Source organism: Nocardiopsis sp. iso_25 (genome assembly GCF_056173305.1).
Genome location: NZ_CM149667.1, coordinates 541,464 through 564,597, shown reverse-complemented (window position 1 = coordinate 564,597; position 23,134 = coordinate 541,464). Strand labels below are relative to the sequence as shown.

Annotated in this window: 21 protein-coding genes; 5 read left to right on the top strand and 16 right to left on the bottom strand. The window is 71.2% G+C overall.

The features are described 5' to 3' along the window. Nucleotides 1–8 precede the first annotated feature (8 nt). The 5 genes from AC0VX6_RS02570 to AC0VX6_RS02550 form a co-directional block, all read right to left on the bottom strand. Complete coding sequence (locus AC0VX6_RS02570) at nucleotides 9–1,544, bottom strand: DUF1109 domain-containing protein (protein ID WP_274976044.1); 1,536 nt, start codon at nucleotides 1,542–1,544, stop codon at nucleotides 9–11. 621 nt (nucleotides 1,545–2,165) lie between these two features. Then, nucleotides 2,166–2,960 carry a pyrroline-5-carboxylate reductase gene (proC, locus tag AC0VX6_RS02565; RefSeq protein ID WP_212641694.1) on the bottom strand — a complete coding sequence of 265 codons (795 nt, stop codon included), beginning with the start codon at nucleotides 2,958–2,960 and terminating at the stop codon, nucleotides 2,166–2,168. Nucleotides 2,961–3,047: 87 nt separating this feature from the next. Then, nucleotides 3,048–3,986: a sugar phosphate isomerase/epimerase family protein gene (locus AC0VX6_RS02560; protein WP_274976043.1), complete on the bottom strand. Its 939-nt coding sequence runs from the start codon at nucleotides 3,984–3,986 to the stop codon at nucleotides 3,048–3,050. A gap of 258 nt (nucleotides 3,987–4,244) precedes the next feature. Next, the gene (locus tag AC0VX6_RS02555; protein ID WP_274976042.1) at nucleotides 4,245–4,862 is read right to left on the bottom strand and encodes a C40 family peptidase; all 618 of its coding nucleotides are present in this window, start codon (nucleotides 4,860–4,862) and stop codon (nucleotides 4,245–4,247) included. Nucleotides 4,863–5,091: 229 nt separating this feature from the next. Next, a complete protein-coding gene (locus tag AC0VX6_RS02550) occupies nucleotides 5,092–6,006 on the bottom strand; it encodes an SGNH/GDSL hydrolase family protein (RefSeq protein WP_274976041.1) in 915 nt (304 codons plus the stop codon). 171 nt (nucleotides 6,007–6,177) lie between these two features. On the opposite strand from AC0VX6_RS02550, the gene radA reads away from it, so the two are divergent. Further along, nucleotides 6,178–7,560, top strand: coding sequence for a DNA repair protein RadA (gene radA, locus AC0VX6_RS02545; RefSeq protein WP_274976040.1), 1,383 nt, complete (start codon nucleotides 6,178–6,180; stop codon nucleotides 7,558–7,560). A 26-nt stretch (nucleotides 7,561–7,586) separates the two neighbouring features. Here radA and AC0VX6_RS02540 read toward each other — a convergent pair whose 3' ends face one another. The 4 genes from AC0VX6_RS02540 to AC0VX6_RS02525 all read right to left on the bottom strand — a co-directional run bounded on the left by AC0VX6_RS02540 (nucleotide 7,587) and on the right by AC0VX6_RS02525 (nucleotide 11,068). Then, nucleotides 7,587–7,964: an SSI family serine proteinase inhibitor gene (locus tag AC0VX6_RS02540; protein ID WP_274976039.1), complete on the bottom strand. Its 378-nt coding sequence runs from the start codon at nucleotides 7,962–7,964 to the stop codon at nucleotides 7,587–7,589. Between the two features lie 169 nt (nucleotides 7,965–8,133). Further along, nucleotides 8,134–8,850 (bottom strand): histidine phosphatase family protein, encoded by a 717-nt coding sequence (locus AC0VX6_RS02535; RefSeq protein WP_274976038.1) that lies wholly within the window; start codon nucleotides 8,848–8,850, stop codon nucleotides 8,134–8,136. 199 nt (nucleotides 8,851–9,049) lie between these two features. Then, nucleotides 9,050–10,282 (bottom strand): IS30 family transposase, encoded by a 1,233-nt coding sequence (locus AC0VX6_RS02530; protein WP_475467317.1) that lies wholly within the window; start codon nucleotides 10,280–10,282, stop codon nucleotides 9,050–9,052. Nucleotides 10,283–10,360: 78 nt separating this feature from the next. After that, nucleotides 10,361–11,068, bottom strand: coding sequence for a prolipoprotein diacylglyceryl transferase (locus AC0VX6_RS02525; RefSeq protein WP_274978031.1), 708 nt, complete (start codon nucleotides 11,066–11,068; stop codon nucleotides 10,361–10,363). 129 nt (nucleotides 11,069–11,197) lie between these two features. On the opposite strand from AC0VX6_RS02525, the gene AC0VX6_RS02520 reads away from it, so the two are divergent. Further along, nucleotides 11,198–12,073, top strand: coding sequence for an A/G-specific adenine glycosylase (locus tag AC0VX6_RS02520; protein WP_212641701.1), 876 nt, complete (start codon nucleotides 11,198–11,200; stop codon nucleotides 12,071–12,073). Nucleotides 12,074–12,150: 77 nt separating this feature from the next. Here the strand turns inward: AC0VX6_RS02520 and AC0VX6_RS02515 are convergent, their stop codons facing one another. From AC0VX6_RS02515 to lysX, 7 genes are all read right to left on the bottom strand, one after another. Further along, on the bottom strand, nucleotides 12,151–12,738 hold the full coding sequence (locus tag AC0VX6_RS02515) for a DUF3105 domain-containing protein (protein WP_274976037.1): 588 nt from the start codon (nucleotides 12,736–12,738) through the stop codon (nucleotides 12,151–12,153). 555 nt (nucleotides 12,739–13,293) lie between these two features. Further along, complete coding sequence (locus AC0VX6_RS02510) at nucleotides 13,294–15,804, bottom strand: ATP-dependent Clp protease ATP-binding subunit (protein ID WP_082166905.1); 2,511 nt, start codon at nucleotides 15,802–15,804, stop codon at nucleotides 13,294–13,296. Nucleotides 15,805–16,618: 814 nt separating this feature from the next. Then, nucleotides 16,619–16,960 (bottom strand): histone-like nucleoid-structuring protein Lsr2, encoded by a 342-nt coding sequence (locus tag AC0VX6_RS02505; protein ID WP_013155980.1) that lies wholly within the window; start codon nucleotides 16,958–16,960, stop codon nucleotides 16,619–16,621. A 217-nt stretch (nucleotides 16,961–17,177) separates the two neighbouring features. Continuing rightward, nucleotides 17,178–17,459, bottom strand: coding sequence for a hypothetical protein (locus tag AC0VX6_RS02500; protein ID WP_274976036.1), 282 nt, complete (start codon nucleotides 17,457–17,459; stop codon nucleotides 17,178–17,180). A 449-nt stretch (nucleotides 17,460–17,908) separates the two neighbouring features. Continuing rightward, entirely contained in the window at nucleotides 17,909–18,553 is a 645-nt protein-coding gene (locus AC0VX6_RS02495; protein WP_274976035.1) for an amino-acid N-acetyltransferase, read from the bottom strand. A 132-nt stretch (nucleotides 18,554–18,685) separates the two neighbouring features. Then, nucleotides 18,686–19,009, bottom strand: coding sequence for a LuxR C-terminal-related transcriptional regulator (locus AC0VX6_RS02490; protein WP_212641704.1), 324 nt, complete (start codon nucleotides 19,007–19,009; stop codon nucleotides 18,686–18,688). A 702-nt stretch (nucleotides 19,010–19,711) separates the two neighbouring features. After that, the gene (gene lysX, locus AC0VX6_RS02485; RefSeq protein ID WP_274978030.1) at nucleotides 19,712–21,316 is read right to left on the bottom strand and encodes a bifunctional lysylphosphatidylglycerol synthetase/lysine--tRNA ligase LysX; all 1,605 of its coding nucleotides are present in this window, start codon (nucleotides 21,314–21,316) and stop codon (nucleotides 19,712–19,714) included. A gap of 96 nt (nucleotides 21,317–21,412) precedes the next feature. On the opposite strand from lysX, the gene AC0VX6_RS02480 reads away from it, so the two are divergent. The 3 genes from AC0VX6_RS02480 (at nucleotide 21,413) to vapC (ending at nucleotide 23,114) form a co-directional block, all read left to right on the top strand. Continuing rightward, entirely contained in the window at nucleotides 21,413–22,369 is a 957-nt protein-coding gene (locus AC0VX6_RS02480) for a cation diffusion facilitator family transporter (RefSeq protein WP_274976034.1), read from the top strand. A gap of 105 nt (nucleotides 22,370–22,474) precedes the next feature. Beyond that, nucleotides 22,475–22,690, top strand: coding sequence for a type II toxin-antitoxin system VapB family antitoxin (locus tag AC0VX6_RS02475; RefSeq protein WP_212641706.1), 216 nt, complete (start codon nucleotides 22,475–22,477; stop codon nucleotides 22,688–22,690). Between the two features lie 4 nt (nucleotides 22,691–22,694). Beyond that, nucleotides 22,695–23,114, top strand: coding sequence for a type II toxin-antitoxin system VapC family toxin (vapC, locus tag AC0VX6_RS02470; protein ID WP_248773323.1), 420 nt, complete (start codon nucleotides 22,695–22,697; stop codon nucleotides 23,112–23,114). The last annotated feature ends 20 nt before the right edge of the window (nucleotides 23,115–23,134 follow it).

The window sequence follows — 23,134 nt, the reverse complement described above, 5'->3', positions numbered from 1 at the left end:
GGGCCCGGCTACTCGGTGACGAAGTAGCAGGACTCGTACAGGTCGCCGCCGGAGAGGTCGACGGTGCCGTGCAGCGGCGGGCTGAAGAGCGAGTCCTTCGAGGTGAGCAGCACCCGGTACTCGCCCGGTTCGAGTTCGACGCGCATGACGTCGCCGTCGTCGAAGCAGGAGTTGCCCGCGGGCGGCGAGCTGTAGACCTCGCAGTCCTCGCACGCGGGGGTGATGATCTCCTCGTGGACGGCGTCCGGCCCGACGTAGAGGAACTGCATCTCGTGCGGGGTGTTGTTGGTGATCTCCAGGACGCTCTTGTCGCTGCCGGAGCCGCCGGTGGGCACGGGGGCGAAGTCGACCTCGCCGATCGAGGTCATGGCGTCCATCCTCTCCTCGATGCGCCCGGCGCCGATGTGGGTGACCATCCGCTCGACCTCGTCGGTCTCGTGGTCGGGGTACTCCGCCTCCAGGAGGGCGGCCATCTCGTCGGCGGTGTCGAACGAGCCCTCGTCCACGCTCTCCCAGCCGCAGTTGAACGCGGCGTCGGGGCGCTCGGCGGCGATGCGCTCGGCGATCTCGGGGGCGGCGTCCCAGGCCAGGCCGGAGAACATGTCGATCTGACTGAAGCCCGCGCACCAGTACTCGGCGGCGTACTCGCTGGTACCCGCCTCGTAGAGGTCGGCGAGCGCGGTGGGGACCTGGCCCGCGGCCTCGGTGCCCTCGTAGTCCGTGAGGATCACGGTGTAGATCTCGTGCGCCCGCAGCATGTTCTGGCGGTACAGCTCGTCGACCTCGCCGCCGAAGACCTCCCCGGCCGCGGCCACCAGGCCGGCGGCGTAGGAGAGGTGGATGTCGGCGACCTCGCCGTCGGTGTCCTCCCAGCGGGCGGAGGGGTGCTCGAAGTAGGCGGCGTAGGAGTCCAGGGCCTGCCCGTACTCCTCGGCGGCCACGTCGGACTGGGCGCGCTCCAGGAGCGCGCAGGCCTCGGCGCCCGCGCGGGCGCGCGACATGAGCGAGGGGGAGAAGGAGAGCTGGAAGAGGTCCTCCACGCTCCCGTAGGCGGCCACGGCCTCGGAGGGGCCGCACTCGCCGCGGGCGTGGGCGGCGTCGGCGACGCGCAGCCGCCACTCCCCCGCCTGCCACACGCCGGTGAGGGTCACCAGCAGCGCCAGCGCCAGTCCGGCGGCGGTGAGGAGGGGCAGCACCCGCTTGGAGGGCTGTTCCCCCCTGCCGATCAGGCGCTCGTCGCGGGAGCGCCCCGCGAACAGGCCGTGCACGGCCGCGGCGGCGAACCAGGCCAGGAGGACCGGCACCCACAGCAGGAGGTTGTCGGCGGCGCCGAGGACGGCGGCGGTGATCAGCAGGCCGAGGGTGACGACGAGCGCGGCGGCGAAGAACGGCCACTGGCGCAGGTAGACGTACCCGGCTCCCGTGCCCGACGCGTTGAGCAGGGAGGTGCGCAGCGCGGACGGGGAGGAGAACAGGCCGAGCCGGGGCGGCTTCGGGGGCGGCAGCGGGCCGAACTGCCCCGGAGGCGGACCGCCGGGAGGCATTCCGCCGGGAGGCATTCCGCCGGGAGGGGGACCCATCGGCGGCGGGCCTGCGGGGGGCATCGCACCGGGGGGAGGTCCCATCGGCGGCGGTCCGCCCCGGGGCGTCCCGCCCGGGGGCGGCGTCATGCCGGGCGGCCTGCCACCGGGAGGAGGCCCCATGGGGGACGGACCGCCGGGAGGCGTACCGCCCGGAGGCGGGCCGGGCACACCGCCCGAGTACATCCCGCCCGCGGGTGTGCCCCCGGTGGGCGCACCGCCGTGGAAGGCCCCTCCGGCCGGTCCGGCGCCGGTCGGGCCGCCCTGGACGGGGCGGCCCCCCGTGGGGCCGCCTCCTGTGGGGTCGCTCCCCGCGGGGTCGGCGCCGGTCGGGCCGGAAGGCGCGGGCCCCGGGGGCGGGAAGCCTCCGCCGGGCGGCTGGGAAGGGTCGGGCGGGGGAGGGGGAGAAGTCATGGAGGACCCTGGAATCAGGAGATGGGGGAGATCCCGCGCGTACGGGACCGAGGGGGCGGTGTACACCCTTCACCGAAGACACTACCCAGGTCCCCCGACATCGGACCCCGCGAGGCGGGCCGCTTCCGGCCATCTCCCCCGTGCGTCACACCACCGGCACCGAGCGGCGCGTCAGCTTCCGGAGAGCGCGCCGCTGCGGTCCCGGGCCGCCTCGATCGCGTCGGTGAAGGCCGTGCGCACGCCGTGCCGCTCCAGCTCGCGCAGCGCGGCGGCGGTGGTGCCGCCCGGAGAGGTGACGGCTTCGCGCAGCACGACCGGGTGCTCGCCCGAGCCGTTGAGCATGGCGGCGGCGCCCGTGATGGTCTGTCCGACCAGCTTCTGCGCGGTGGCGCGCGGCATCCCCATCGCCACACCGGCCTCGATCATCGTCTCGGCGATGAAGTAGAAGTAGGCGGGGCCGCTGCCGGAGATGGCGGTGACGGTGTCCATGTGCTGCTCGCCCACGCGGATGACCTCGCCGACCGTGCCCAGCAGCGCCTCGGCGCGGTCCAGGTGGTCCTCACCGGTGTGGGCTCCGCCCGCGATCGCGGTCATCCCCTGCCCCATCAGGGCGGGCGTGTTGGGCATCGCGCGGACGACGGGGGTCCCGGAGGGCAGGTGCTCCTCCAGCACGGCGGTGGTGATCCCGGCCGCCACGGAGATCACGAGGCAGGAGGAGGACAGGCGCGGCGCCAGGTCGTCCAGCAGCGCCACCATGTCCTGGGGCTTGAGCGCGAGCAGGAGGGTGTCGGCGCGCTTGGCCGCGTCCGCGGCCGGGACCACCTCGATCCCGTAGCGGGCGCGCAGCTCCCCGGCGTGCTCCTCGCGCGGCTCGGTGACGAGGACGTCCTCCGGCGCGTGGCCCGTGGCCAGCATTCCGGCGAGCAGAGCCTCGCCCATCTTCCCGGCACCGATGATGGCGATCATGAAGGGTCCTTCCTGCGGATACCTCCACGCTAACGGCACCGGTGACCCCGCGTGGACGCCGGATCCCACTGTGTGGACACCCGGCCCTCACCCGGGGTCGACGGTGCCCTTGTCGTCCACGGTGCCGCCCTCGTCGACCGCGAAGCGCCGGGGCGGCGCCGAGGGGGCGCGGCGCAGCAGCGCGATGCGCTCGCGGCGGTCGCGCGGCCGGTCGCCGGGGCCCCCGGTACGGGCGAAGTGCAGCCGGGTGAAGGCCAGGGCCTCGGCCAGCTCGCGCATGCGCGCCTGGCGGTCGGGGGCCTTGCGGGTGCTGACCTCAAGGACCAGCTGGCCCCCGAAGCCGTTCCCGGCGAGGTACTCCAGCAGCTCGCCCACCGGCTGGCGTCCGCGCCCGGGGATGAGGTGCTCGTCGAGGTTCTGGCCGCCGATGCCGTCGGCCACGTGGATGTGGGAGAGGCGGTCGCCCAGGCGCTTGGCCATGTCCATGGCGTCGGAGCCGGACATGGCGGTGTGCGACAGGTCGAGCGTGACGTCGGGGTAGTCCCGGTCGAGCGGGTTCCAGCTCGGCGCGTAGGGGACGACCTCGCGGTCGCGCACGCGCACCGGGTACATGTTCTCCACGGCGAAGACGACGTCGGTCTCGTCCTGCATGCGGGAGATACCGGCCTCGAACTCGCGGGCGTAGTCGCGCTGCCATCGGAAGGCGGGGTGCACCACGATCGTCTTGGCGCCCAGGGCCTCGGCCATCTCCTTGGAGCGGACGAGTTTGCCCCAGGGCTCCCTGCCCCACACCCGCTGGGTCAGGACCAGGCAGGGCGAGTGGACCGCGGTGACGGGGATCTGGTGGTAGTCCGAGAGGCGCCGCAGGAGGTCGATGTCCTGGCTTGCCGGATCGGAGGAGACGAGCACCTCCACGCCGTCGTACCCCAGCTTCGCGGCGATCTCGAAGGCGGCCGGGGTCTTCTCCGGGTAGACCGACGCCGACGACAGGACGACGGGCGCGTCTGGGACCTGGATAGGGCTCACGCCAACCAGAGTATGCGCTAACACGCCTCCTGTGCGTACCGCCCGCGTGAACGCGGCGTGCCGTTCTCCCCACGCCCTCCCCCACGGAGGGTGCGGGCGCCGGTCGCGAGGCGGTGGTGGGAGGGCCCGCGGGTGCACCCGCGGAGCCCTGGTTCGTGGTTGCCGACCGCCACGTCGTCGGGGCGGTCGGGCGCGGCCGGGGTCACTCCCCGGGGCGTGTGGGGCGGCCGTCAGCGCGCTGCGCGAGGCCCGCCCGTCTCACAGCCGTACGGCGCCTGCGAGATCGTACTTGTGGACGTCCCGCTCGCGGACGTGGTCCCCGGAGTTCGGCGCGTCGATCATGCGCCCGTCACCGAGGTAGATGGCGACGTGGTAGGCGTAGCCGCCGCTGTCGGCCCAGTACAGGATGTCGCCCCTGCGGGCGTTGGAGTAGGAGACCCGGCTCCCGGCGCCGACCTGGTCGTGGGCGATGCGGGGCAGTTCCACCCCGGCCTGCTTGTAGGCCCACTGGACGAGTCCCGAGCAGTCGAAGCCGTTGGGGCCGGTGCCTCCCCAGCGGTAGGGGGTGCCCTTCTGGGACTCGGCGGCGTTGATGGCGTCCTCCACCGTCGACGTGGACAGCGACATGTGGACGCGCCGGGGTCCGGCGGAGTCCTGCGCGGCGGGTGCGGCCTGCTGCGCCGGTCGCACCGGCTGCGGGGACTGGACCGGCTGGGCGGGCGCGGGCGCCGCGCCGGCGGCCAGGGCGGCGGCGGTGAGCGCCGCGACGGCGAGCGCGCGCCCGCCGCTCCTGCGCGGAGGAACGGACGAGGCCTGCCGCCCCGGGTCCGTGGGACGACAGGCCTGCCTTTGCTCGTGGTGTCGCGGTATTCGCATGACGGTGGTTCTCCCGCTCTCGCTCGGAGCGTCGCGGCGCCCACGTCACTGTGACGCGGATCTCCCCGTCGCGACGCCCTCACCATTCGTCACACAGACCACGCGATATGTCACTCTCCGTAGTGCGAACGGCCGCCAAAGACGGTAAAGAGTCCTTGACCTTCGGGGGGCGAAAGCACCCAGGTCACCATCGAACGGGCTCCCCTCCCCGGCGGCCGGTCACCCCGGGCTACGCGGCGTCGTCCACGGGCGCGGGGACCCCCAGCTCGGCTCCCACGAAGTCGGCCGTGGCCTGCATACCGAGGAAGTTCGGGTGCACAGGGGCCCCGTTCTCGGGGATCAGGCCCTCCACCCAGCGGGTGTCGGAGGACTGGCAGACGTCGTGGCCGCGCTCGAAGACGTCCACGAAGACCGCGCCCTGGGCCTCGGCCTCCTCCGCGATCATCGCGTTCAGCGAGGTCTGCGCCTCGTCCAGGAAGGGCACGTCGCCCACCGCGATGGGCGTGCTCGGCCAGCAGCCCCAGCTCTCGGGCAGGATCTGGAGGTAGCCCACGGCCAGGACCGTGGCGTCGGGGCTGCGCTCGGCGATGTCGGCGTAGACGCCCGCGACCTCCGGGCGCAGGTCCTCGATGCGCTGGTCGAGCTCGTCGCCGTAGTGCTCGGCGCACGGGTCGCCCAGCGGGTTGCTCAGGCTCTGCTTGGCGCACTCCAGGAGCACCTCGGAGAAGCCGAAGTCGTTGCCCGAGATCCCGACGGTGACCAGGTCGGTCTCCGGGGTCAGGGCGTCGAGCTGGGGCGGCGTGTCGTCGAACTGCGGCTCGTAGAGGTCGTTGACGACCGCGCCCGAGCAGCTGGCGTCCGTGAAGTCGGTGATGCCCATCCGCTCGGCGAGCATCGTGGGGTAGTTGTTGGACGTGCGCAGGCAGCCCAGCAGCGGCATGCTGCTGCTGACCCTCTCCTCCCTGATCAGCGGACCGGCGACGAAGGAGTCGCCGAGGGAGACGTAGCTGTCGAAGGCGGGCGCCTGCGCGGTCTCGGCGGCGGCGGGCGCGGCGACCAGGGACGCGCTCAGCGCGGCGACGGCCACGGGGACCAGGGCACGGCGCGGGGATCGGGGCGCGGCGGTGGCGGATGTACGGAGCACGCGGGTTTCCTCTCCATGGAGCGGGGGCGTTGGAGCTGTCGGACCCTAGGAATTCTTTAACACGACCTACGGGATAAGGTGCCTAACTCGTAGGTAACTTTCATGTGTCTCCGAAAGGTCCCTTTACTCCTCGCGACGGGGTTGTCCCAGGAAGCCGCTAGCGTGGCCACCATGGCGAAGGCAGCGAAGACCACGTTCCGGTGCGCGGAGTGCGGATGGAGCACCCTCAAGTGGGTGGGCCGCTGCGGCGAGTGCCAGGCCTGGGGCACGGTCGAGGAGGCGGGCGCCCCCGCGCCCTCCGCCGTCGCGCCCGCGCCCGTCACCTCCCGGGCCCGGCCCATCACCGAGATCAGCGTGGAGAGCGCCGAGGCCGTCCCCACCGGCGTCGACGAACTCGACCGGGTCCTGGGCGGCGGCGCGGTCCCGGGTGGCGTGGTGCTGCTCGCCGGCGAGCCCGGCGTGGGCAAGTCCACCCTCCTGCTGGAGGTCGCCGCGATGCGCGCGGCCGAGGGCCCCGTGCTGTACGTGACCGGGGAGGAGTCGGCCGGGCAGGTGCGGCTGCGCGCCGAGCGGCTCGGCGCGCTCTCCGACAAGCTCTTCCTGGCCGCCGAGACCTCCATCGCCGCCCTGGCCAGCCACGTGGACGCGGTCGGCCCCCGGCTGCTCATCGTGGACTCGGTGCAGACCATGGTCTCCCCCGACGCCACCGGCGTCCCGGGCGGCGTCAACCAGATCCGCCAGGTGACCGGCGCGCTGATCCAGATCGCCAAGGAGCGCGGGATCGCCACCGTGCTCGTCGGACACGTCACCAAGGACGGGTCCATCGCCGGTCCGCGGATGCTGGAGCACCTGGTGGACGTGGTGCTGCACTTCGAGGGCGAGCGCCACTCCCAGCTGCGGCTGCTGCGCGCGGTCAAGAACCGCTACGGACCCACCGACGAGATCGGCTGCTTCGAGCTGACCGAGTCCGGCATCGTCGGCCTGCCCGATCCGAGCGGGCTGTTCCTCACCGAGCGCACCGACCCGGTGCCGGGCACGTGCGTCACCGTCACCCTGGAGGGGCGGCGCCCGCTCATCACCGAGGTCCAGGCCCTGGTCGCGCCGACCCCGCTGCCCGCGCCGCGCCGGGCCACCTCGGGCCTGGACACCTCGCGGGTGAACATGATCCTGGCGGTGCTGGAGAAGCGCACGGGCATGAAGCTGGCCAACATGGACGTGTACGCGTCCACGGTGGGCGGCGTGAAACTGACCGAGCCCGCCGTGGACCTGGCGCTGGCCATGGCGGCGGCCAGCTCCAACAACGACGTCGCGCTGCCCGTCGGCTTCATCGCGATCGGCGAGGTGGGCCTGGCGGGCGACGTGCGCACCGTGAGCGGCGTGCGGCGCCGGGTGTCGGAGGCTCAGCGCCTCGGCTTCACCGAGGCGGTCGTGCCCAAGCACTTCGGCGACCCGGTGCCGGGCATCCGCGTCCACGAGGTGGAGGAGCTGAGCGAGGCCCTGAGCCGGGTGGCGCGGCGGTCGCGGCGGGCCCGCGCCCCCCGGGACGGCGACTGAGCGCGGATCCCCCGCGGACCGGCGCGTCAGAAGTCGAAGACGGCGCCCTTCTCGCTCACGAGCACGCACTCGTTGGAGAACTCCTCGCGGTAGTCCTCGGTGCCGTAGGCCACGGCGACCACCGGGTCGTAGACGAACGTGCAGGGCCGCTCCCTGCCCTCGACCGCCGCCAGCGAACCGGCCTCGGCGATGGCCTCGCAGGCCTCGGCAGCTCTGGGGTGCGTGCCGGCGGCGACGGGTGCGCACACCAGCGTGACCTCACGCGTCTCACCGGTGGTGAGGCCGTGGACGCGCAGGATGTAGCCGTTCTCACCGGTCTGCGCGGCCTCGGCGGCGTGCGCGGGCGCGGCGAGCGCCAGCGCGAGGACGGGAGCGGCGACTAGGGCCGGGACGATGCGATTCACGACAGCCTCCAGGGACGTGCGGATTCCAGACAGCACGGATGGTAATCGAACCATTACACGAAGCTGTCGCTTTTCCGCGAGGTCGCCGGAATTTCCCCGCGAAGGGGTTGCGGCCCGACCCGAATCCCGGGCGATAAGAAGAGAATGCGGTGTTATGACGGATTTCCCGTCACTCCCGCGAGGACACCCCCGCCAGGTGCCCCACGAGCCCGAAGCCGTCGGACCGCAGGTCTCCCCCGGCGTCGGCCGTCCAGCGGCTGACCGAGGCCGCCGCCGCGGGCTCCCGCCCGCCGACCCGCCGCAGCTCGGCCTCGTCCAGGCCCTCCAGGACGCCCCGGAGCAGGACCACGACGGGCTCGTGCGCGAACAGCAGCACCCGCTCACCCGGGTACTCCGCGCACAGGTCGCGCAGGAACGAGCGCAGCCGCAGCAGGACGTCGGCCAGGGACTCGCCGCGCTCGGGGCGGTGGTGCGTCCGGTCGGCCAGGCGCCGGGGCGCCTCGCCGGGATCGTACTCGTCGACCATGGCCGGGGTCATGAACGTGAAGGGGCCGCCGTCGAGGTCGCGCAGCCGCTCGTCCGGGTGCACGGGCAGGTCCATCCCGGCCGCCTCCAGCGCCAGCACGGCGGTGCGGCGGGCGCGCAGGTAGGTGGAGGAGAACACGACGCCGGGCCGCCGCTCGCCGGGCAGGTCCGCCAGCCAGCCCGTGCCCACGGCGCGGGCCTGGCGCTCTCCCAGCGCGGTGAGGTCCACGTCGGCGTTGCGCGCGGGCAGGCCCGCCGTGTCCAGGCGGCCGCCGTCGCGCGCGGCGGCGGCCAGGGCGGCGTTGAAGGCGCTCTGCCCGTGGCGGACGACCGTCAGTTCCGCGGGACCGCGGTAGCGCATGGGGGCTCCTTCGGGGACGAGAGCGGGCACTCCCGTGGGGAGCGCCCGCTTGGGAGCGCTCCCAACCGCAGGAAGGCTACCCCCGAACCCCGGCGGCGTAAAGGGGGCCCTCCGCGTCGCGGCACCTCCACGGGGCGGCGCCCACACGGCGGGGCCGGGGGCGGCGGGCGGATTCTAGGGGTCGTTGCAACACCGATGATTAGTTGCTCGCTTGGAGCAGCTTAGCGAGGCGCTCGGCTGGGGTATCCCAGCCGAGCGTTTTGCGTGGGCGCCCGTTGAGCTGGACGGCCACTACCTCCAGATGCTCGACCGAGTGCACCGACAGATCGGTGCCCTTGGGGAAGTACTGGCGCAGTAGCCCGTTGGTGTTCTCGTTGGAGCCGCGCTGCCAGGGGCTGGCCGGGTCGCAGAAGTAGACGGGGATGTCGGTGACGGTGGTGAACGCCCCATGGGCGGCCATCTCCGAGCCCTGGTCCCAGGTCACCGAGCGGGCCAGATGCCGGGGCAGGGTCTGCACCGTGGTGGTCAACGCATCACGCACCTGCTCCGCGCCGCGCCCGTGAGGCAGGTGCAGCAGCATCGTGTACCGGGTGGAGCGTTCCACGAGGGTGCCGATCGCCGAGCCACCATCGGCACCGATGATCAGGTCGCCCTCCCAGTGGTCGGGCACCGCCCGGTCAGCGACCTCCGCAGGACGCTCGCTGATCATCACCATGGGGGCGGCGAAACGGGGATGGCGCTGCTGCGCCTGGCGGCGGGGCTTGCGCCGGGCACGGCCCGAGCGCAGCGCACCAGCCAACTCCCGGCGCAGCTGGCCGCGGCCTTGGACATACAGGGCCTGGTAGATCGTCTCGTGGCACACGTGCAGCTCCGGCCGATCGGGGAAGTCGCGTTTGAGCCTACGACTGATCTGCTCAGGGCTCCATTTTTCGGTGAGCAGCTCCTGGATCCGCACGCGTAGTTCGGGGTTCAGCCAGATTCTGGAGGGCTTGGGGCGTGGTCGGCGGGCATCGGCGCGGGTTTGGGCGGCGTGGGGGCGGTAGTGGCGTTTGCCGCGCGGGTCCACAGTGCCGTTACGGCGGATTTCCCGGCTGATCGTGGAGTGGTTGCGGCCCAGTTCTGCGGCGATGGCTCGCGCGGACTTGCCCTCGCGGTACAGATCAGCGATGTGCAGGCGTTCAGTCTCGTTCAGGTAGCGGGACGGGCCGGTGGGCGGTACCACCGTGGTGATGGGTGGTACCGCCCTTCGGCGGTCGTTCTCGGCGCTGCGTCCGTTACGCCACTTCCTGCCAGTACGGGCATCGACGCCCACCATCTGGCAGGCTTCGGTGTTGCTGTAGCCCTGCTTCATGAGCTGCAAGTATGCCGCTCGTTCAGCGGAGAGCTTCCTACGGCCCTGCGGGGTTCGGTCCTTGCGGATATGGAAGTCCATCGCACCCCTTGAACTGGGGTGTTGCAACCACCACTAGAACCCAAGGCGCACACCCCCGGCCCCGTGTCGTGCGGCCGCTCAGGCCTTGAGCTGGAAGGGGAGCTCGGGCTGGTCCCCGGCGTAGTCCCCGTGCAGGTTGGCCCGGTACCAGCCGGGCTGGGCCGAGGCGTCGGTGCCGCGGCAGTCCTCGAAGGAGCGCATCCGCTCCCAGCTGAACGTGTACTCGTGCGGGACGCCCCTGCTGATCTGGCGCTTCTCCGCGCTCCGGCCCTCAGCGCAGTCGGCGGTGGAGAAGATCCGGTCGTCGCCCGAGTGGATGCGGATCTCCATGGCCTCGCCGCCCATGTCCACGGTGCAGGTCTGCTCGGCGGTGTTGACCACGGTGATCCTGAAGCCCGGGTCGGCGCCGGCTCCGTAGACCTCCTGGTCCTCCTCCGCGTACTCGAAGGTCACCACGACGTCCTGCGGGCGGCAGGCGTCCTCTGGGCGCTCCGGAGCGGGCACCTCGCCGTCCTCCCCGCCCCCGGCGGAGTCGCCGTCGCCGGCCGCGGAGCCGCCGGAGCCCTCGGAGTCCTCAGCGCCCTCGGAGGGGTCGGCGCTCTCCCGCGCCCCCTCGGAAGGATCGGCCTCGGGTTCCTCGCTCGCGTCCGCGGAGGGCTCCGTGGGTGAGACACTGGGGGAGGCCTCGATGCCCGCGTCCGAGCGGGTCGGCTCGCCGCTCTCCTCCCCGGAGGGACGGCAGGCGTACGCGATGAGCGCGAGCAACAACAGGGCCCCGGCCAGCACGAAGGCTCGCCGCTTCCAGTAGGTCTCGCGGCTGACGGCTCCTGGTTGTCCGGTACTTGACGCCATGCGCCGTAGTATTGCGGTTTTGCGTGTACCTCACCTACTCAACCCGCCGATTCCCAGTTAAAGATGAGCGATAACCCTTACAGCACCCCGGTTCTGGCGTGGTACGAGAGCCACGCCCGCGATCTCCCCTGGCGACGGCCCGACGCCTCACCGTGGTCGATCCTGGTCAGCGAGATCATGCTCCAGCAGACGCCCGTGGTGCGCGTCCTGCCCGCCTGGAGCGCCTGGATGGAGCGGTGGCCCACCCCGGCCGACCTGGCACGGGAGCCCTCCGGGGAGGCTGTGCGCATGTGGAACCGGCTCGGCTACCCGCGCAGGGCGCTGCGCCTGCACGCGTGCGCGGTGGCGATCACCGGGGAACACGGCGGACGGGTCCCGGAGGACCACGCCACCCTGCTGTCCCTGCCGGGCGTGGGCTCCTACACCGCGGCGGCGGTGGCGAGCTTCGCCTTCGGTCAGCGGCACGCCATTCTGGACACGAACGTTCGACGTGTCCTGGCAAGAGCCGAAACCGGGGTCCAGTACCCGCCGAAAACCCAGACGAAGGCGGAGACCGCCCTCGCCGAGTCCCTGCTGCCGTCCGCGCCCTCGGTGGCCGCCCGCTGGGGCGTGGCCGTCATGGAGCTGGGGGCGCTGGTGTGCACCGCGCGCACGCCCGCGTGCGCGGACTGCCCGATCGCCCACCAGTGCGCCTGGCGGCTCGCGGGCAAGCCCGCCTACGACGGTCCGCCGCGGCGCGGCCAGACCTACGCGGGCACCGACCGGCAGGTGCGCGGACGGCTGCTGGCGGTGCTGCGCGACTCCGCCCACCCGGTGCCCAAGGGCGCGCTGGACGTGGTCTGGGACGACCACGTCCAGCGCGAGCGGGCCCTGGACGCGCTGGTGTCCGACGGCCTGGTGGACCCCCTGGACGACGGCCGGTACGCCCTGCCGGGCTGAGAGCGCCCCGGCCGGGGGAGGCCGGTCACCGCACGGCGACCGCGCGGGACGCGGTCGGACGGCGCGGCGGGAGGTCCTCAGGTCCTCGGGCCGGAGTACCGCGCCGCGGCGGTCCCGGACTCCCCCGCGGGATCGGACCCGGTTCCGGAGTGGCCGTCGCTGCACGGCGCGCCCGGCTCCGGGGTGTTCTCGCCCTGGACGAACTCCACGAGGTACTCCGCCAGGCGCGGGTCCGCGGGGTCCTCCAGCAGGATCTGTGAGCCCCAGGCCGACGCCACCACCGGGGCGGGCAGGCCCTCCACGGGGCTGACCACCAGGTAGTCGCCGGGCGAGTAGTACCCGGCCAGGGTCTGGACCTGCGCCTGGGAGAGCCCGGGGTCGTAGGCGATCCACACGGCGCCGTGCTCCTGGGCGTGCACGACGTACTCCGAGCGCAGGGGCTGGTCGTAGACGCCGCAGTTCTGCCAGATCGGGTAGTGCGGCCCGCCCGCGGGCGGGAACATCCCGTAGTCGACGGTCTCGCCCTCGTCCACGTGCTCGCTGGACAGGCCCTCGTAGTACCGCACCTCGCCGATGCCCTCGGCGGAGGCGCCGCCGCCACCGCCGGAGAACAGCCACACCGCGGCGATCCCGCCGCCCAGCATGAGGACGACGACCAGGGCCACGGCCCCGATGATCAGGCCGGTCCCGCCCTTCCCGCGCGGCTGGGGCCGGGGCGGGTACGGGCCGGGCGGACCGTAGGGCCCCTGGGGTCCGTGGGGCCCCTGGGATCCGTGGGGGCCTTGGAGTCCGTGAGGGCTTTGGGGTCCGGGCGGACCGCCGTGGGGGCCCTGCGGCCCCGTGGGCGGCGGCGCCGCGCCCGGGGGGACCTGCCCCGGAGGAGGCGGACCACCGGCCGGGGGCGGACCACCGGGCGGAGGCTGGCCGCCGGGGGGCTGGCCGCCGGGGGGCTGGCCGCCGGGCGGAACCGCACCGTGGTGTCCTGGGGGCGCCTCACCCGGCCGGGGACCGTGCGGAGCGGGTCCGGGCTGCGGCTGCCGCGCCTGCCACGGATCGTGCTGTCGGGGATCTGGATGAGTCACGTTCGCACCTTAGAACATGGCGGGCGGACGCACACCCCGCGGCCGACGCGCGACGTCGGCCCCGCGCGCCCCGCACCAGCACGACGAAGGGGGCACCCCCGAAGGGGTGCCCCCGATGTCACGGGCGGCCGGGCGGTGCTACTCCCGCTTGCCCGCGGCCGACTCCTCGACCTCGGGCGTGTCCGGCACCGCGGCCGGCTTGGGCACGCCCTTGAAGGTGAACTTGGCGTCCGTGCCCTCGCCCTCGGCGTCGATCACCACGATCTGACCCGCCTTGAGGTCGCCGAACAGGATCTTCTCGGACAGCTGGTCCTCGATCTCCCGCTGGATCGTCCGGCGCAGCGGACGGGCGCCCAGCACGGGGTCGAACCCGCGCTCGGACAGGATCTGCTTGGCCTTGGGCCGCAGCTCGATCCCCATGTCCCGCTCCTTGAGACGGCTGTCCAGGCTCGTGATCATCAGATCCACGATCTGGAAGATCTCCTTCTCCGTCAGCTGGTGGAAGACGATGATGTCGTCCACACGGTTGAGGAACTCGGGCCGGAAGTTGGTCTTGAGCTCCTCGCTGACCTTGGCCTTCATCCGCTCGTAGTTGGTCTGGGCGTCGTCCTCCTTGGCGAAGCCCATGGCCTGGCCCTTGGAGATGTCCCGGGTGCCCAGGTTGGTCGTCATGATGATGACCGTGTTCTTGAAGTCGACGTTGCGACCCTGGGCGTCGGTGAGACGTCCCTCCTCCAGCACCTGGAGCAGCGAGTTGAAGATGTCGTTGTGGGCCTTCTCGATCTCGTCGAAGAGCACCACGGAGAACGGCTTGCGGCGCACCTTCTCGGTGAGCTGACCGCCCTCCTCGTAGCCCACGTACCCGGGCGGGGAGCCGAACAGCCGCGAGACGGTGTGCTTCTCCATGAACTCGGACATGTCCAGCTGGATCAGCGCGTCCTCGTCCCCGAACAGGAACTCGGCCAGCGTCTTGGACAGCTCGGTCTTACCCACACCGGACGGACCGGCGAAGATGAACGAACCACCCGGGCGCTTGGGGTCCTTGAGCCCGGCGCGGGTACGGCGGATCGCCTGGGAGAGCGCCTTGATGGCGTCCTCCTGGCCGATGACGCGCCGGTGCAGCTCGTCCTCCATGCGCAGCAGCCGGGAGGACTCCTCCTCGGTGAGCTTGAAGACCGGGATGCCGGTGGAGGCGGCCAGGACCTCGGCGATGAGCTCCTCGTCCACCTCGGCCACGACGTCCATGTCGCCGGCCTTCCACTCCTTCTCCCGCTGCGCCTTCTTGCCCAGGAGCTGCTTCTCGTCGTCGCGCAGCGACGCCGCCTTCTCGAAGTCCTGCGCGTCGATCGCGGACTCCTTGTCGCGGCGCACCCCGGCGATCTTCTCGTCGAACTCACGCAGGTCCGGCGGAGCGGTCATCCGGCGGATGCGCATCCGCGAGCCCGCCTCGTCGATGAGGTCGATCGCCTTGTCCGGCAGGAACCGGTCGCTGATGTAGCGGTCGGCCAGCTGCGCGGCGGCCACCAGCGCGCTGTCGGTGATGGAGACCCGGTGGTGGGCCTCGTAGCGGTCGCGCAGGCCCTTGAGGATCTCGATGGCGTGCGTGATGGTCGGCTCGTCCACCTGGATGGGCTGGAAGCGGCGCTCCAGCGCGGCGTCCTTCTCCAGGTACTTGCGGTACTCGTCCAGCGTGGTCGCGCCGATGGTCTGCAGCTCACCCCGGGCCAGCATGGGCTTGAGGATGGAGGCGGCGTCTATGGCACCCTCCGCCGCGCCCGCGCCGACCAGCGTGTGCAGCTCGTCGATGAACAGGATGATGTCGCCGCGGGTGCGGATCTCCTTGAGCACCTTCTTGAGGCGCTCCTCGAAGTCACCGCGGTAGCGGCTGCCCGCGACCAGCGCGCCCAGGTCCAGCGTGTACAGCTGCTTGTCCTTGAGCGTCTCCGGGATCTCGCCCTTGACGATCTTCTGGGCCAGGCCCTCGACCACGGCCGTCTTGCCGACGCCGGGCTCACCGATCAGGACCGGGTTGTTCTTGGTCCTGCGGGACAGGACCTGCATGACCCGCTCGATCTCCTTGTCCCTGCCGATGACCGGGTCGAGCTTGCTCTCCCGGGCGGCCTGGGTCAGGTTGCGGCCGAACTGGTCCAGCACCAGCGAGGTGGAGGGGGTGGACTCCGACGAGGCGCCGGTGGCCTGCGGCTCCTTGCCCTGGTAGCCGTGCAGCAGCTGGATGACCTGCTGGCGCACGCGGTTGAGGTCCGCGCCCAGCTTGACCAGGACCTGGGCGGCGACGCCCTCGCCCTCGCGGATCAGGCCCAGCAGTATGTGCTCGGTACCGATGTAGTTGTGGCCCAGCTGAAGCGCCTCGCGCAGCGACAGCTCCAGGACCTTCTTGGCCCTCGGGGTGAACGGGATGTGCCCCGACGGCGCCTGCTGCCCCTGGCCGATGATCTCCTCAACCTGCTGCCGAACCGCTTCGAGGCTGATACCAAGGCTCTCCAGAGCCTTGGCGGCGACGCCCTCACCCTCGTGGATGAGACCGAGCAGGATGTGCTCCGTACCGATGTAGTTGTGGTTGAGCATCCTGGCCTCTTCCTGGGCCAGAACCACCACTCGCCGCGCGCGGTCGGTAAACCTCTCGAACATGTCTCGTCGCTCCTCTACAGAGCGGTCAGGCAGGGACGGTTCACTCCGACCCAACTCTTCCGCATATCGGCCCCACAGGGATGAACCGCCCCGGGGAGCGCTGTCGCACCCGTCCGTACGGTCGACCGGCTGCCGACCAGACGTAGGCCTCCGTACGGTCGGCCGCAGCCGTCCGTGCCAGAGACTTTCCCCGACGATAGGGCGTTCACCCAACATCCAACTACCAATTGCGGCGCCAGATTTCCCTGTACGCCGAAGGCGAACGGCCCGGGCTCTCCCTGTGTCACAGGAGTGCCCGGACCGCGCACGTGTAAGCGTTATCGGCTCTGAGCGAACAAGCCGCGTGTTGTTCTTCCGACCGGACCGTTCGGGCGGGGAAAGCGGGAAATACGCGCCGTCGACCGGGGCGGGGATGGTGTGGGACTCGGATCCCGCGACCGGGGCCGCGGGACCGGAAGCGAGTGCCCTTCCCCGGCAACCGGGAGGTCGCGTGCGGCCCCGACCGTTCGTGGGCGGTCGCGCGCGGAGGCGGCGTCGGGGCGCTCCGGCGGACTGCCCCGCCCCGCCTCGCCGTCCGGCCCAGCGCGTGGGTGTGGCGGCGGAGGTCTGGAGCCGCGGGGCCGCAGGAGCGCTGTCTGGCGCCCCGTACCGCCCGAAGGACCCGTCGGGCCCGGCGTATCCCCTGGTATCCCGTGTCACTGGGCCGCGCCGCGGCCCGGGATGGTCGGGTTCGGGTGTCTTCCCCCGGCAGGTACCGACCGTAATTCGATCAAGACCTGACAACATTTCGGCGAACCGGGGGTCGGCGGCAAACCTAGCCCTTGATGGCCTCATATTCGGCGACGATCGCCGCGGGGATACGGCCGCGCTCATTGACGGGCTTGCCCGCGGCCTTCGCCCAGGCGCGAATCTCGGCGCTGCGCTCACGGCTGGGAGCATTCCGGCTGCCGGTGCGGCGGCCCGCGCTGCGGGACGCCTTGGCCGGAGCCTTGCGTGCGGCGTCGACGAACGGAGTAAGGGCCTCGCGGAGCTTGGCCGCATTACCCGCGCTGAGGTCGATTTCGTACACGGAGCCGTCCAGACCGAACGTCACCGTCTCCTCGGCCTCGCCGCCGTCGAGGTCGTCGACCAGGAAAACCTGGACCTTCTGTGCCATGGAATCAAACCTTTCAGAAGAGCGGTGTCTCCACACCTGAATGTAAAGCTATCTCGCGAGAACGCGGAAGACAATTCCCGGCGTGCCTGAAATCACCCGGACACCGTGTCGGGTTTCGGGGGTCACCGGAGGGCGCGCGGGATCGGCGAGATGGCCCGCGCACGCGCGTGGCCGGTTCGCCGCTCCCCGAGGAGCGCGTGATCGGTCGAGTACCGTATCAACGACCGTCGGATTCGGTGCGTTCCCCACCCCGGACAATCGGCGTCTCGTTCGCGGCTCCCGGCTCGGCGGCCTCGGAGCCGTCACTGCCCTCACCCGTGCCCTCGGCGGCCCTGTCCTTGCTGACCAGGCTTCCGTCCATCCGGCGGGGCGCCATCTCCTTGCGCAGGAGCTGGATGACGAAGGTGCAGAAGACGGCACCGACAACCACCGGTGGGATGAGCGCCGACAATACGTCGATCAGCCCGGGGGGAAGCACCGACGACAAAAAGTTCCCCATCGAAGCCGTCCACCCTTCCTGGTTGTTACTTATTGCAGCAAATACCCGACTCCGTGTCGGGCTGCTCCTGGGGGATGGCTCGCCAGGCACCCGGGCAAACGCATACCGGACATCATAGACATCGTTTGCCCCCGGTTTGACACTGGACGTACCCGGGACACCTCCGGCAAACCCGAAGGGGGCCAATGTCCGGCCGTGCGTTCGGCGCCCCGGTGTGTCCGCGGGGGAACACCGTGTCCACCGGTGTCAAATCCCGACCCTTCGCCACCGCTTCGCGGAACTTCCTTCAACGTGTGGGCGGGACTCCACCCCTGGGGTACACATTACCCGCCCCCTTCCCCGACCCCGCCATCCGGTTGTGCATAAGCTGCGCGGACACGGGGCGGACGCGGTGTTGGCCCGGCTGCGGCCCGTATGGGGAACTTGGTCCCGAGTGAGCGCGAAAACCTTTAGGTCCGGGTGGTTCGCGTTGGCGCGTCGAGGTGCACAAGCATGCGGGTGTTCCCGAGGGTGTTGGGCTTAACCCGCTCCAAGTCGAGAAATTCGGCGACGCCCTCGTCATAGGAACGCAGGAGTTCCTCGTACACCCGGGGGGAGACGGGTGTGCCCTGGATCCGGGCAAAGCCGTGTTTGGCGAAGAAACCGGTCTCGAATGTCAGGCAGAACACACGGCGCACGCCCAACTCCCGGGCGGTGTCCAGCAGCGCGGACACGATCCGGTGTCCGACGCCGAACCCGCGCAGGGAGGGGTCCACCGCGACGGTGCGCACCTCCGCCAGGTCCTCCCAGAGCACGTGCAGTGCGCCGCAGCCCACCACGCGGTACTCGGTCCCGGCTTCGGGGGGGTCGGTGCGCTCCGCTGCGGGGACGGGGGCGGGGGCGCCGGGAGGGGGTGCGGCGTGCGGGGAGGCCGGGCCGGAGCCGTCGGGGACCACCTCGGCCTCGGCCACCCAGAACTCCTGGACGTCCTCGTAGAGGTTGACGGTGCTCTTGGAGAGCACGCGCCGGTCGACGGTGTAGGTGTCGACGAGGCGCCGGACGGCGGCGACGTCGCGCGTCCTGGCGCGGCGCACGTGAACATGGCGAACGGGCATAGCCGGACCAGACTACGCCCGGGCCCCGCGCCCGGCGGACGCGAGCGGTCCGAAAACGCGTCGGCACCCACCGGTGCGCCGGTGGGTGCCGTGGTGGATGCCGCGCGGCCGCGGCGCCGTGCCGCGGACGGCTCAGATGAGCTGGCGCCGCGCGGCCCAGACGACCGCCTCGATGGGCGTGTTCACTCCGAGCACGTCGCAGATGTTGCGGATGCGGCGGCGCAGGGTGCGCGCGCTGAGTTCGAGGTGCCGGGCCGCCACCTCGGTGGTGACACCGGTGGCGATCTCGGCGAGCAGTTCGAGCTCCTCGTGGTTCAGTTCCACCGGCGCGTAGGGGCTGCTCACAGCCGTCTCGTGCGGGCGGGCCTGCAGGGGGACCACGTTCTCCCGGTGCTCCCTGGTCTGAAGGGCGCCCTGGTCGTCAGCGGTACGTCGTACGAGTGTGGCCTGTTCCACTCCGTCCTCCCTCATCATGTGAGTGCGGAACATCGACTCGTCGCCTGGCGGACGCGAGCGCGCCGGACACGGGTCTCCCCTGGTCCGGTGCGACGGACAACTCCCGGGCGCACCGCTGTCCCCCACGCATCCCTCTGGCACAGGGACTGGGGGCGGGCGCACGGACGTCGCAGGGGCCGGTTCGCTGGAGGCTGGGACGGACAGACTCCACCGAGGGCGCGCATGCGCGCGGGGAACGCGGACCGCGTCCGGCGGTCCCTCTCCCCGCTCGCCGTCGTTCTCGATCCACTTCGGCAAACTCCACGGGTCTCGACCCGCTCACAGCACGCTAGGCCGCAGAGATGATACCGTCAAGGCCCCATAAATCACCATGTGTAGTTATGGCGGTCCCTTCCGTGACAAAGCAATGGAAGGGAAAATACACCGACTACATTGACCTGCGTAAACAACGTTCAGCGGAGAGTGGCCGAGTTCGCCGCGCCCCGGTCGGCAAAACTTCGGAACTGTCCGACCGGCCACGCGGCCGTGGCCTCCGGTTCGCGCGGCCTGTCCGGCCGGGATGGCGGAACCCGTGGTACGGGCCCTGCCCCGGCGCAGGGGACGGGGCCGCCGCAACGTGTGCGCGACGGCCCCGCTCCGCCTTTCGGTCATCCAATCTGCGCCGTTATATCCCTGGTAAATCCGGGCCCACGGCGCTCCGACTCAATCCCCGGAAGGCTTCACGAGCGGGAAAAGGACAGTTTCCCGGATGTTCTTTCCGGTGAAGGCCATGAGCAGGCGGTCGATACCGACTCCCACACCGCCGGTCGGCGGCATTCCGTACTCCAGGGCCCGCAGGAAGTCCTCGTCCAGCTGCATCGCCTCGGGGTCGCCCTCGGCGGCCATCAGCGACTGCCTGGTGAGGCGCTCGCGCTGCTCGACCGGGTCGACCAGCTCCGAGTAGCCCGTGCCCATCTCCATGCCGAAGCCGATGAGGTCCCACTTCTCGGTGAGCAGCGGGTCCTCGCGGTGCTGCCGGGTGAGCGGGCTGGTCTCCACCGGGAAGTCGCGCACGAAGGTGGGCTGGACGAGCGTGTGCTCCACCAGCTCCTCGAAGACGTGCTCCACGAGCTTGCCCTGGCCCCAGGAGGGGTCGTACTCCACTCCCCGGGAGTCGGCCAGGCGGCGGACCTCGTCGATCGGCGTGCGCGGGTCGACCTCGGCCCCCAGCGCCTCGGACACCGCCCCGTACAGGGTGACCTGCGGCCACTCCCCGCCCAGGTCGTAGGTGCGCCCGTCCCGCTCGACCACCGTCGAGCCGAACACGGCGCGCGCCGCCTCCTGGATGAGTTCGCGGGTCAGGTCGGCCATGACGTTGTAGTCGGCGTAGGCCTGGTAGAACTCCAGCATCGTGAACTCGGGGTTGTGCGTGGAGTCCGCGCCCTCGTTGCGGAAGTTGCGGTTGACCTCGAAGACCTTCTCCAGACCGCCCACGACCAGCCGCTTGAGGGACAGTTCGGGGGCGATGCGCAGGTACAGGTCCATGTCGTAGGCGTTGATGTGGGTGGTGAAGGGGCGCGCCGTGGCGCCGCCGTGCACCCGCATCAGCATGGGCGTCTCGACCTCGACGAAGTCGCGGGAGGCGAGCCCCTCGCGGATCGCGCGGATGGCGGCCGAGCGGCGGCGCACCATCTGCTGGGACTCGGGGTTGACGATGAGGTCGACGTAGCGCTGGCGGACCCGGGCCTCGGGGTCGGTCAGGCCCTTGTGCTTCTCCGGGAGCGGGCGCAGGCACTTGGCGGTCAGCGTCCAGCCGGTCACCAGGATCGACAGCTCGCCGCGGCGGGAGGTGATGACCTCCCCCTCCACGCCCACGTGGTCGCCGAGGTCGACGTCGGCCTTCCAGGCGTCCAGGCGCTCCCGGCCCACCTGGTCCAGGGACAGCATGATCTGGATGTCGCCGGTCTCGTCGCGCAGGGTGGCGAAGCACAGCTTGCCGCCGGTGCGGTAGAGCATGACGCGCCCGGCGACGGAGACCTCCACGCCCGTGCGGGTGTCCGGCTCCAGCCCCTGGTGTTTGTCGCGCACTGCCCCGATCGACGTGGACCGCGGGAAGGTCACGGGGAAGGGGTCGGTGCCCTCCTCACGCAGCCGGTCCAGCTTCTGGCGCCGGACCCGCATCTGTTCGGGCAGGTCGTCGTAGGTGTCGTCGTGCGCGTCATTCACGCGCACGATCCTACCGGCGGCCGCGGTCCGGCCCGACCGGTCGGCGTCCGCGGGCGCAGGGCGCGCTGCGGCGGTCGCGGTCCCGTCCCGGGGTAGGGGCAGGGTGGGTCGACAGTGACGCGGATCACTAGTATTGCGCTGCCCTGACCCGCGCCTTCACAGCCGAGAGCAGTACCTACCGAGAGACGGACCCCACTGGTGAGTGTTGAGGGAAGCACGAGAGCCGTCGTCACGGCGCTGTGCGCGAACCTGGGAATCGCCGCGACGAAGTTCGTGGCCTACCTCCTGACCGGATCGTCGTCGATGATGGCCGAGTCCATCCACTCGGTCGCCGACTCCAGCAACCAGGCACTGCTGCTCATCGGCGGCAAGCGGGCGCGCCGGGGCGCCACGGAGGAGCACCCCTTCGGCTACGGCCGCGAGCGCTACGTGTACGCGTTCATGGTGGCGATCGTGCTGTTCAGCCTGGGCGGCCTGTTCGCGCTCTACGAGGCCTGGCACAAGATCTCCCACCCCGAGCCGATCACGTCCTGGCAGTGGGTCCCCGTGGCCGTGCTGGTGGTGGCGATCGTGCTGGAGTCGTTCGCCATGCGCACGGCGATCAAGGAGTCCAACGCGGTCCGGGGCAGGGCGAGCTGGGTGCAGTTCGTCCGCCGCTCCAAGTCCCCCGAACTGCCGGTGATCCTGCTGGAGGACGCGGGCGCGCTGCTGGGCCTCGTGTTCGCCCTGGCCGGCGTCGGCCTGACCCTGATCACCGGCAACGGCCTGTGGGACGGCCTGGGCACCGCCGCCATCGGCGTCCTCCTGGTGGTCATCGCGGTCGTGCTGGCCGTCGAGGTCAAGAGCCTGCTGATCGGCGAGTCCGCCACGAGCGAGAACGTGCGGGCCATCCGCCGGGCCGTCGAGTCGGTCGAGGACATCGACCGCCTGATCCACATGCGCACCCAGCACGTGGGCCCCGAGGAACTGCTGGTGGCCGCCAAGGTGGCCGTGGACGCGCGCGACGACGCGGGCCGGATCACGCGGGCGATCAACGAGGCCGAGGAGCGCATCCGGGCCGCGGTGCCCATCGCCACGCTGGTCTACATCGAGCCGGACCTGTTCCGGAGCGGGGCCTCGCCGGAGGCGTCCCCCGGCGCCGTCTCCTCGGGCTGAACCGGGGGTGGTGCGGCGGCCGGTCCCGGCCGCCGCACCACCCCCGCGACCGCGAACTCCCGGAAACCGTTTCTTTACACACGGTAACAGGTGTAATCTGGGTGCATGAGTCGCACAAACATTGACATCGACGACGAACTGGTCACAACGGTCATGGAGAAGTACGGCCTGAGGACCAAGCGCGAGGCGGTGGACTTCGGCCTCCGCCACGTGGCGGGAAGCGGTGACCGTTACGAGATGATGCTGGAGCTCGAGGGAAGCGACGTCTGGGAAGGCGATCTGGACGAGATGCGCCGTTCGGGCTTCGAGGACGAGAAGTAGGAACGTGACCAAGACCTATCTCCTCGACACCTCCGCCTGGTTGGAGTACCTGGGCGGAACCGGTTCCGAAACCCACCTGTTCGTCCGTCAGCTTCGTGACAATCGGGAGAACGTGGCGACCACCGATCCGGTGATCTGCGAACTCCTGTCCGGAGCCAAGACCGAGAAGGCGTTCTTCCAGCTGGACGCGATGCTTCAGGCGCAGACCCGGCTGACGGTCGAACCGACCTTCGACTTCCGGGAGTCCGCGATGCTCTATCGCGGAGCACGGTCCAAGGGCAAGACGATCCGCAAACACATGGACTGCCTCATCGCGGCCGTCGCCCTGCGCACCGACGCGGTCCTCGTGCACTGCGACCGCGACTTCGACCACCTCGCCGAGGTGTTCCCCCGGCTGCGCGTGCAGCGGCACGACCAGGACTGAACCCGCCGGGGCGGAAGGCC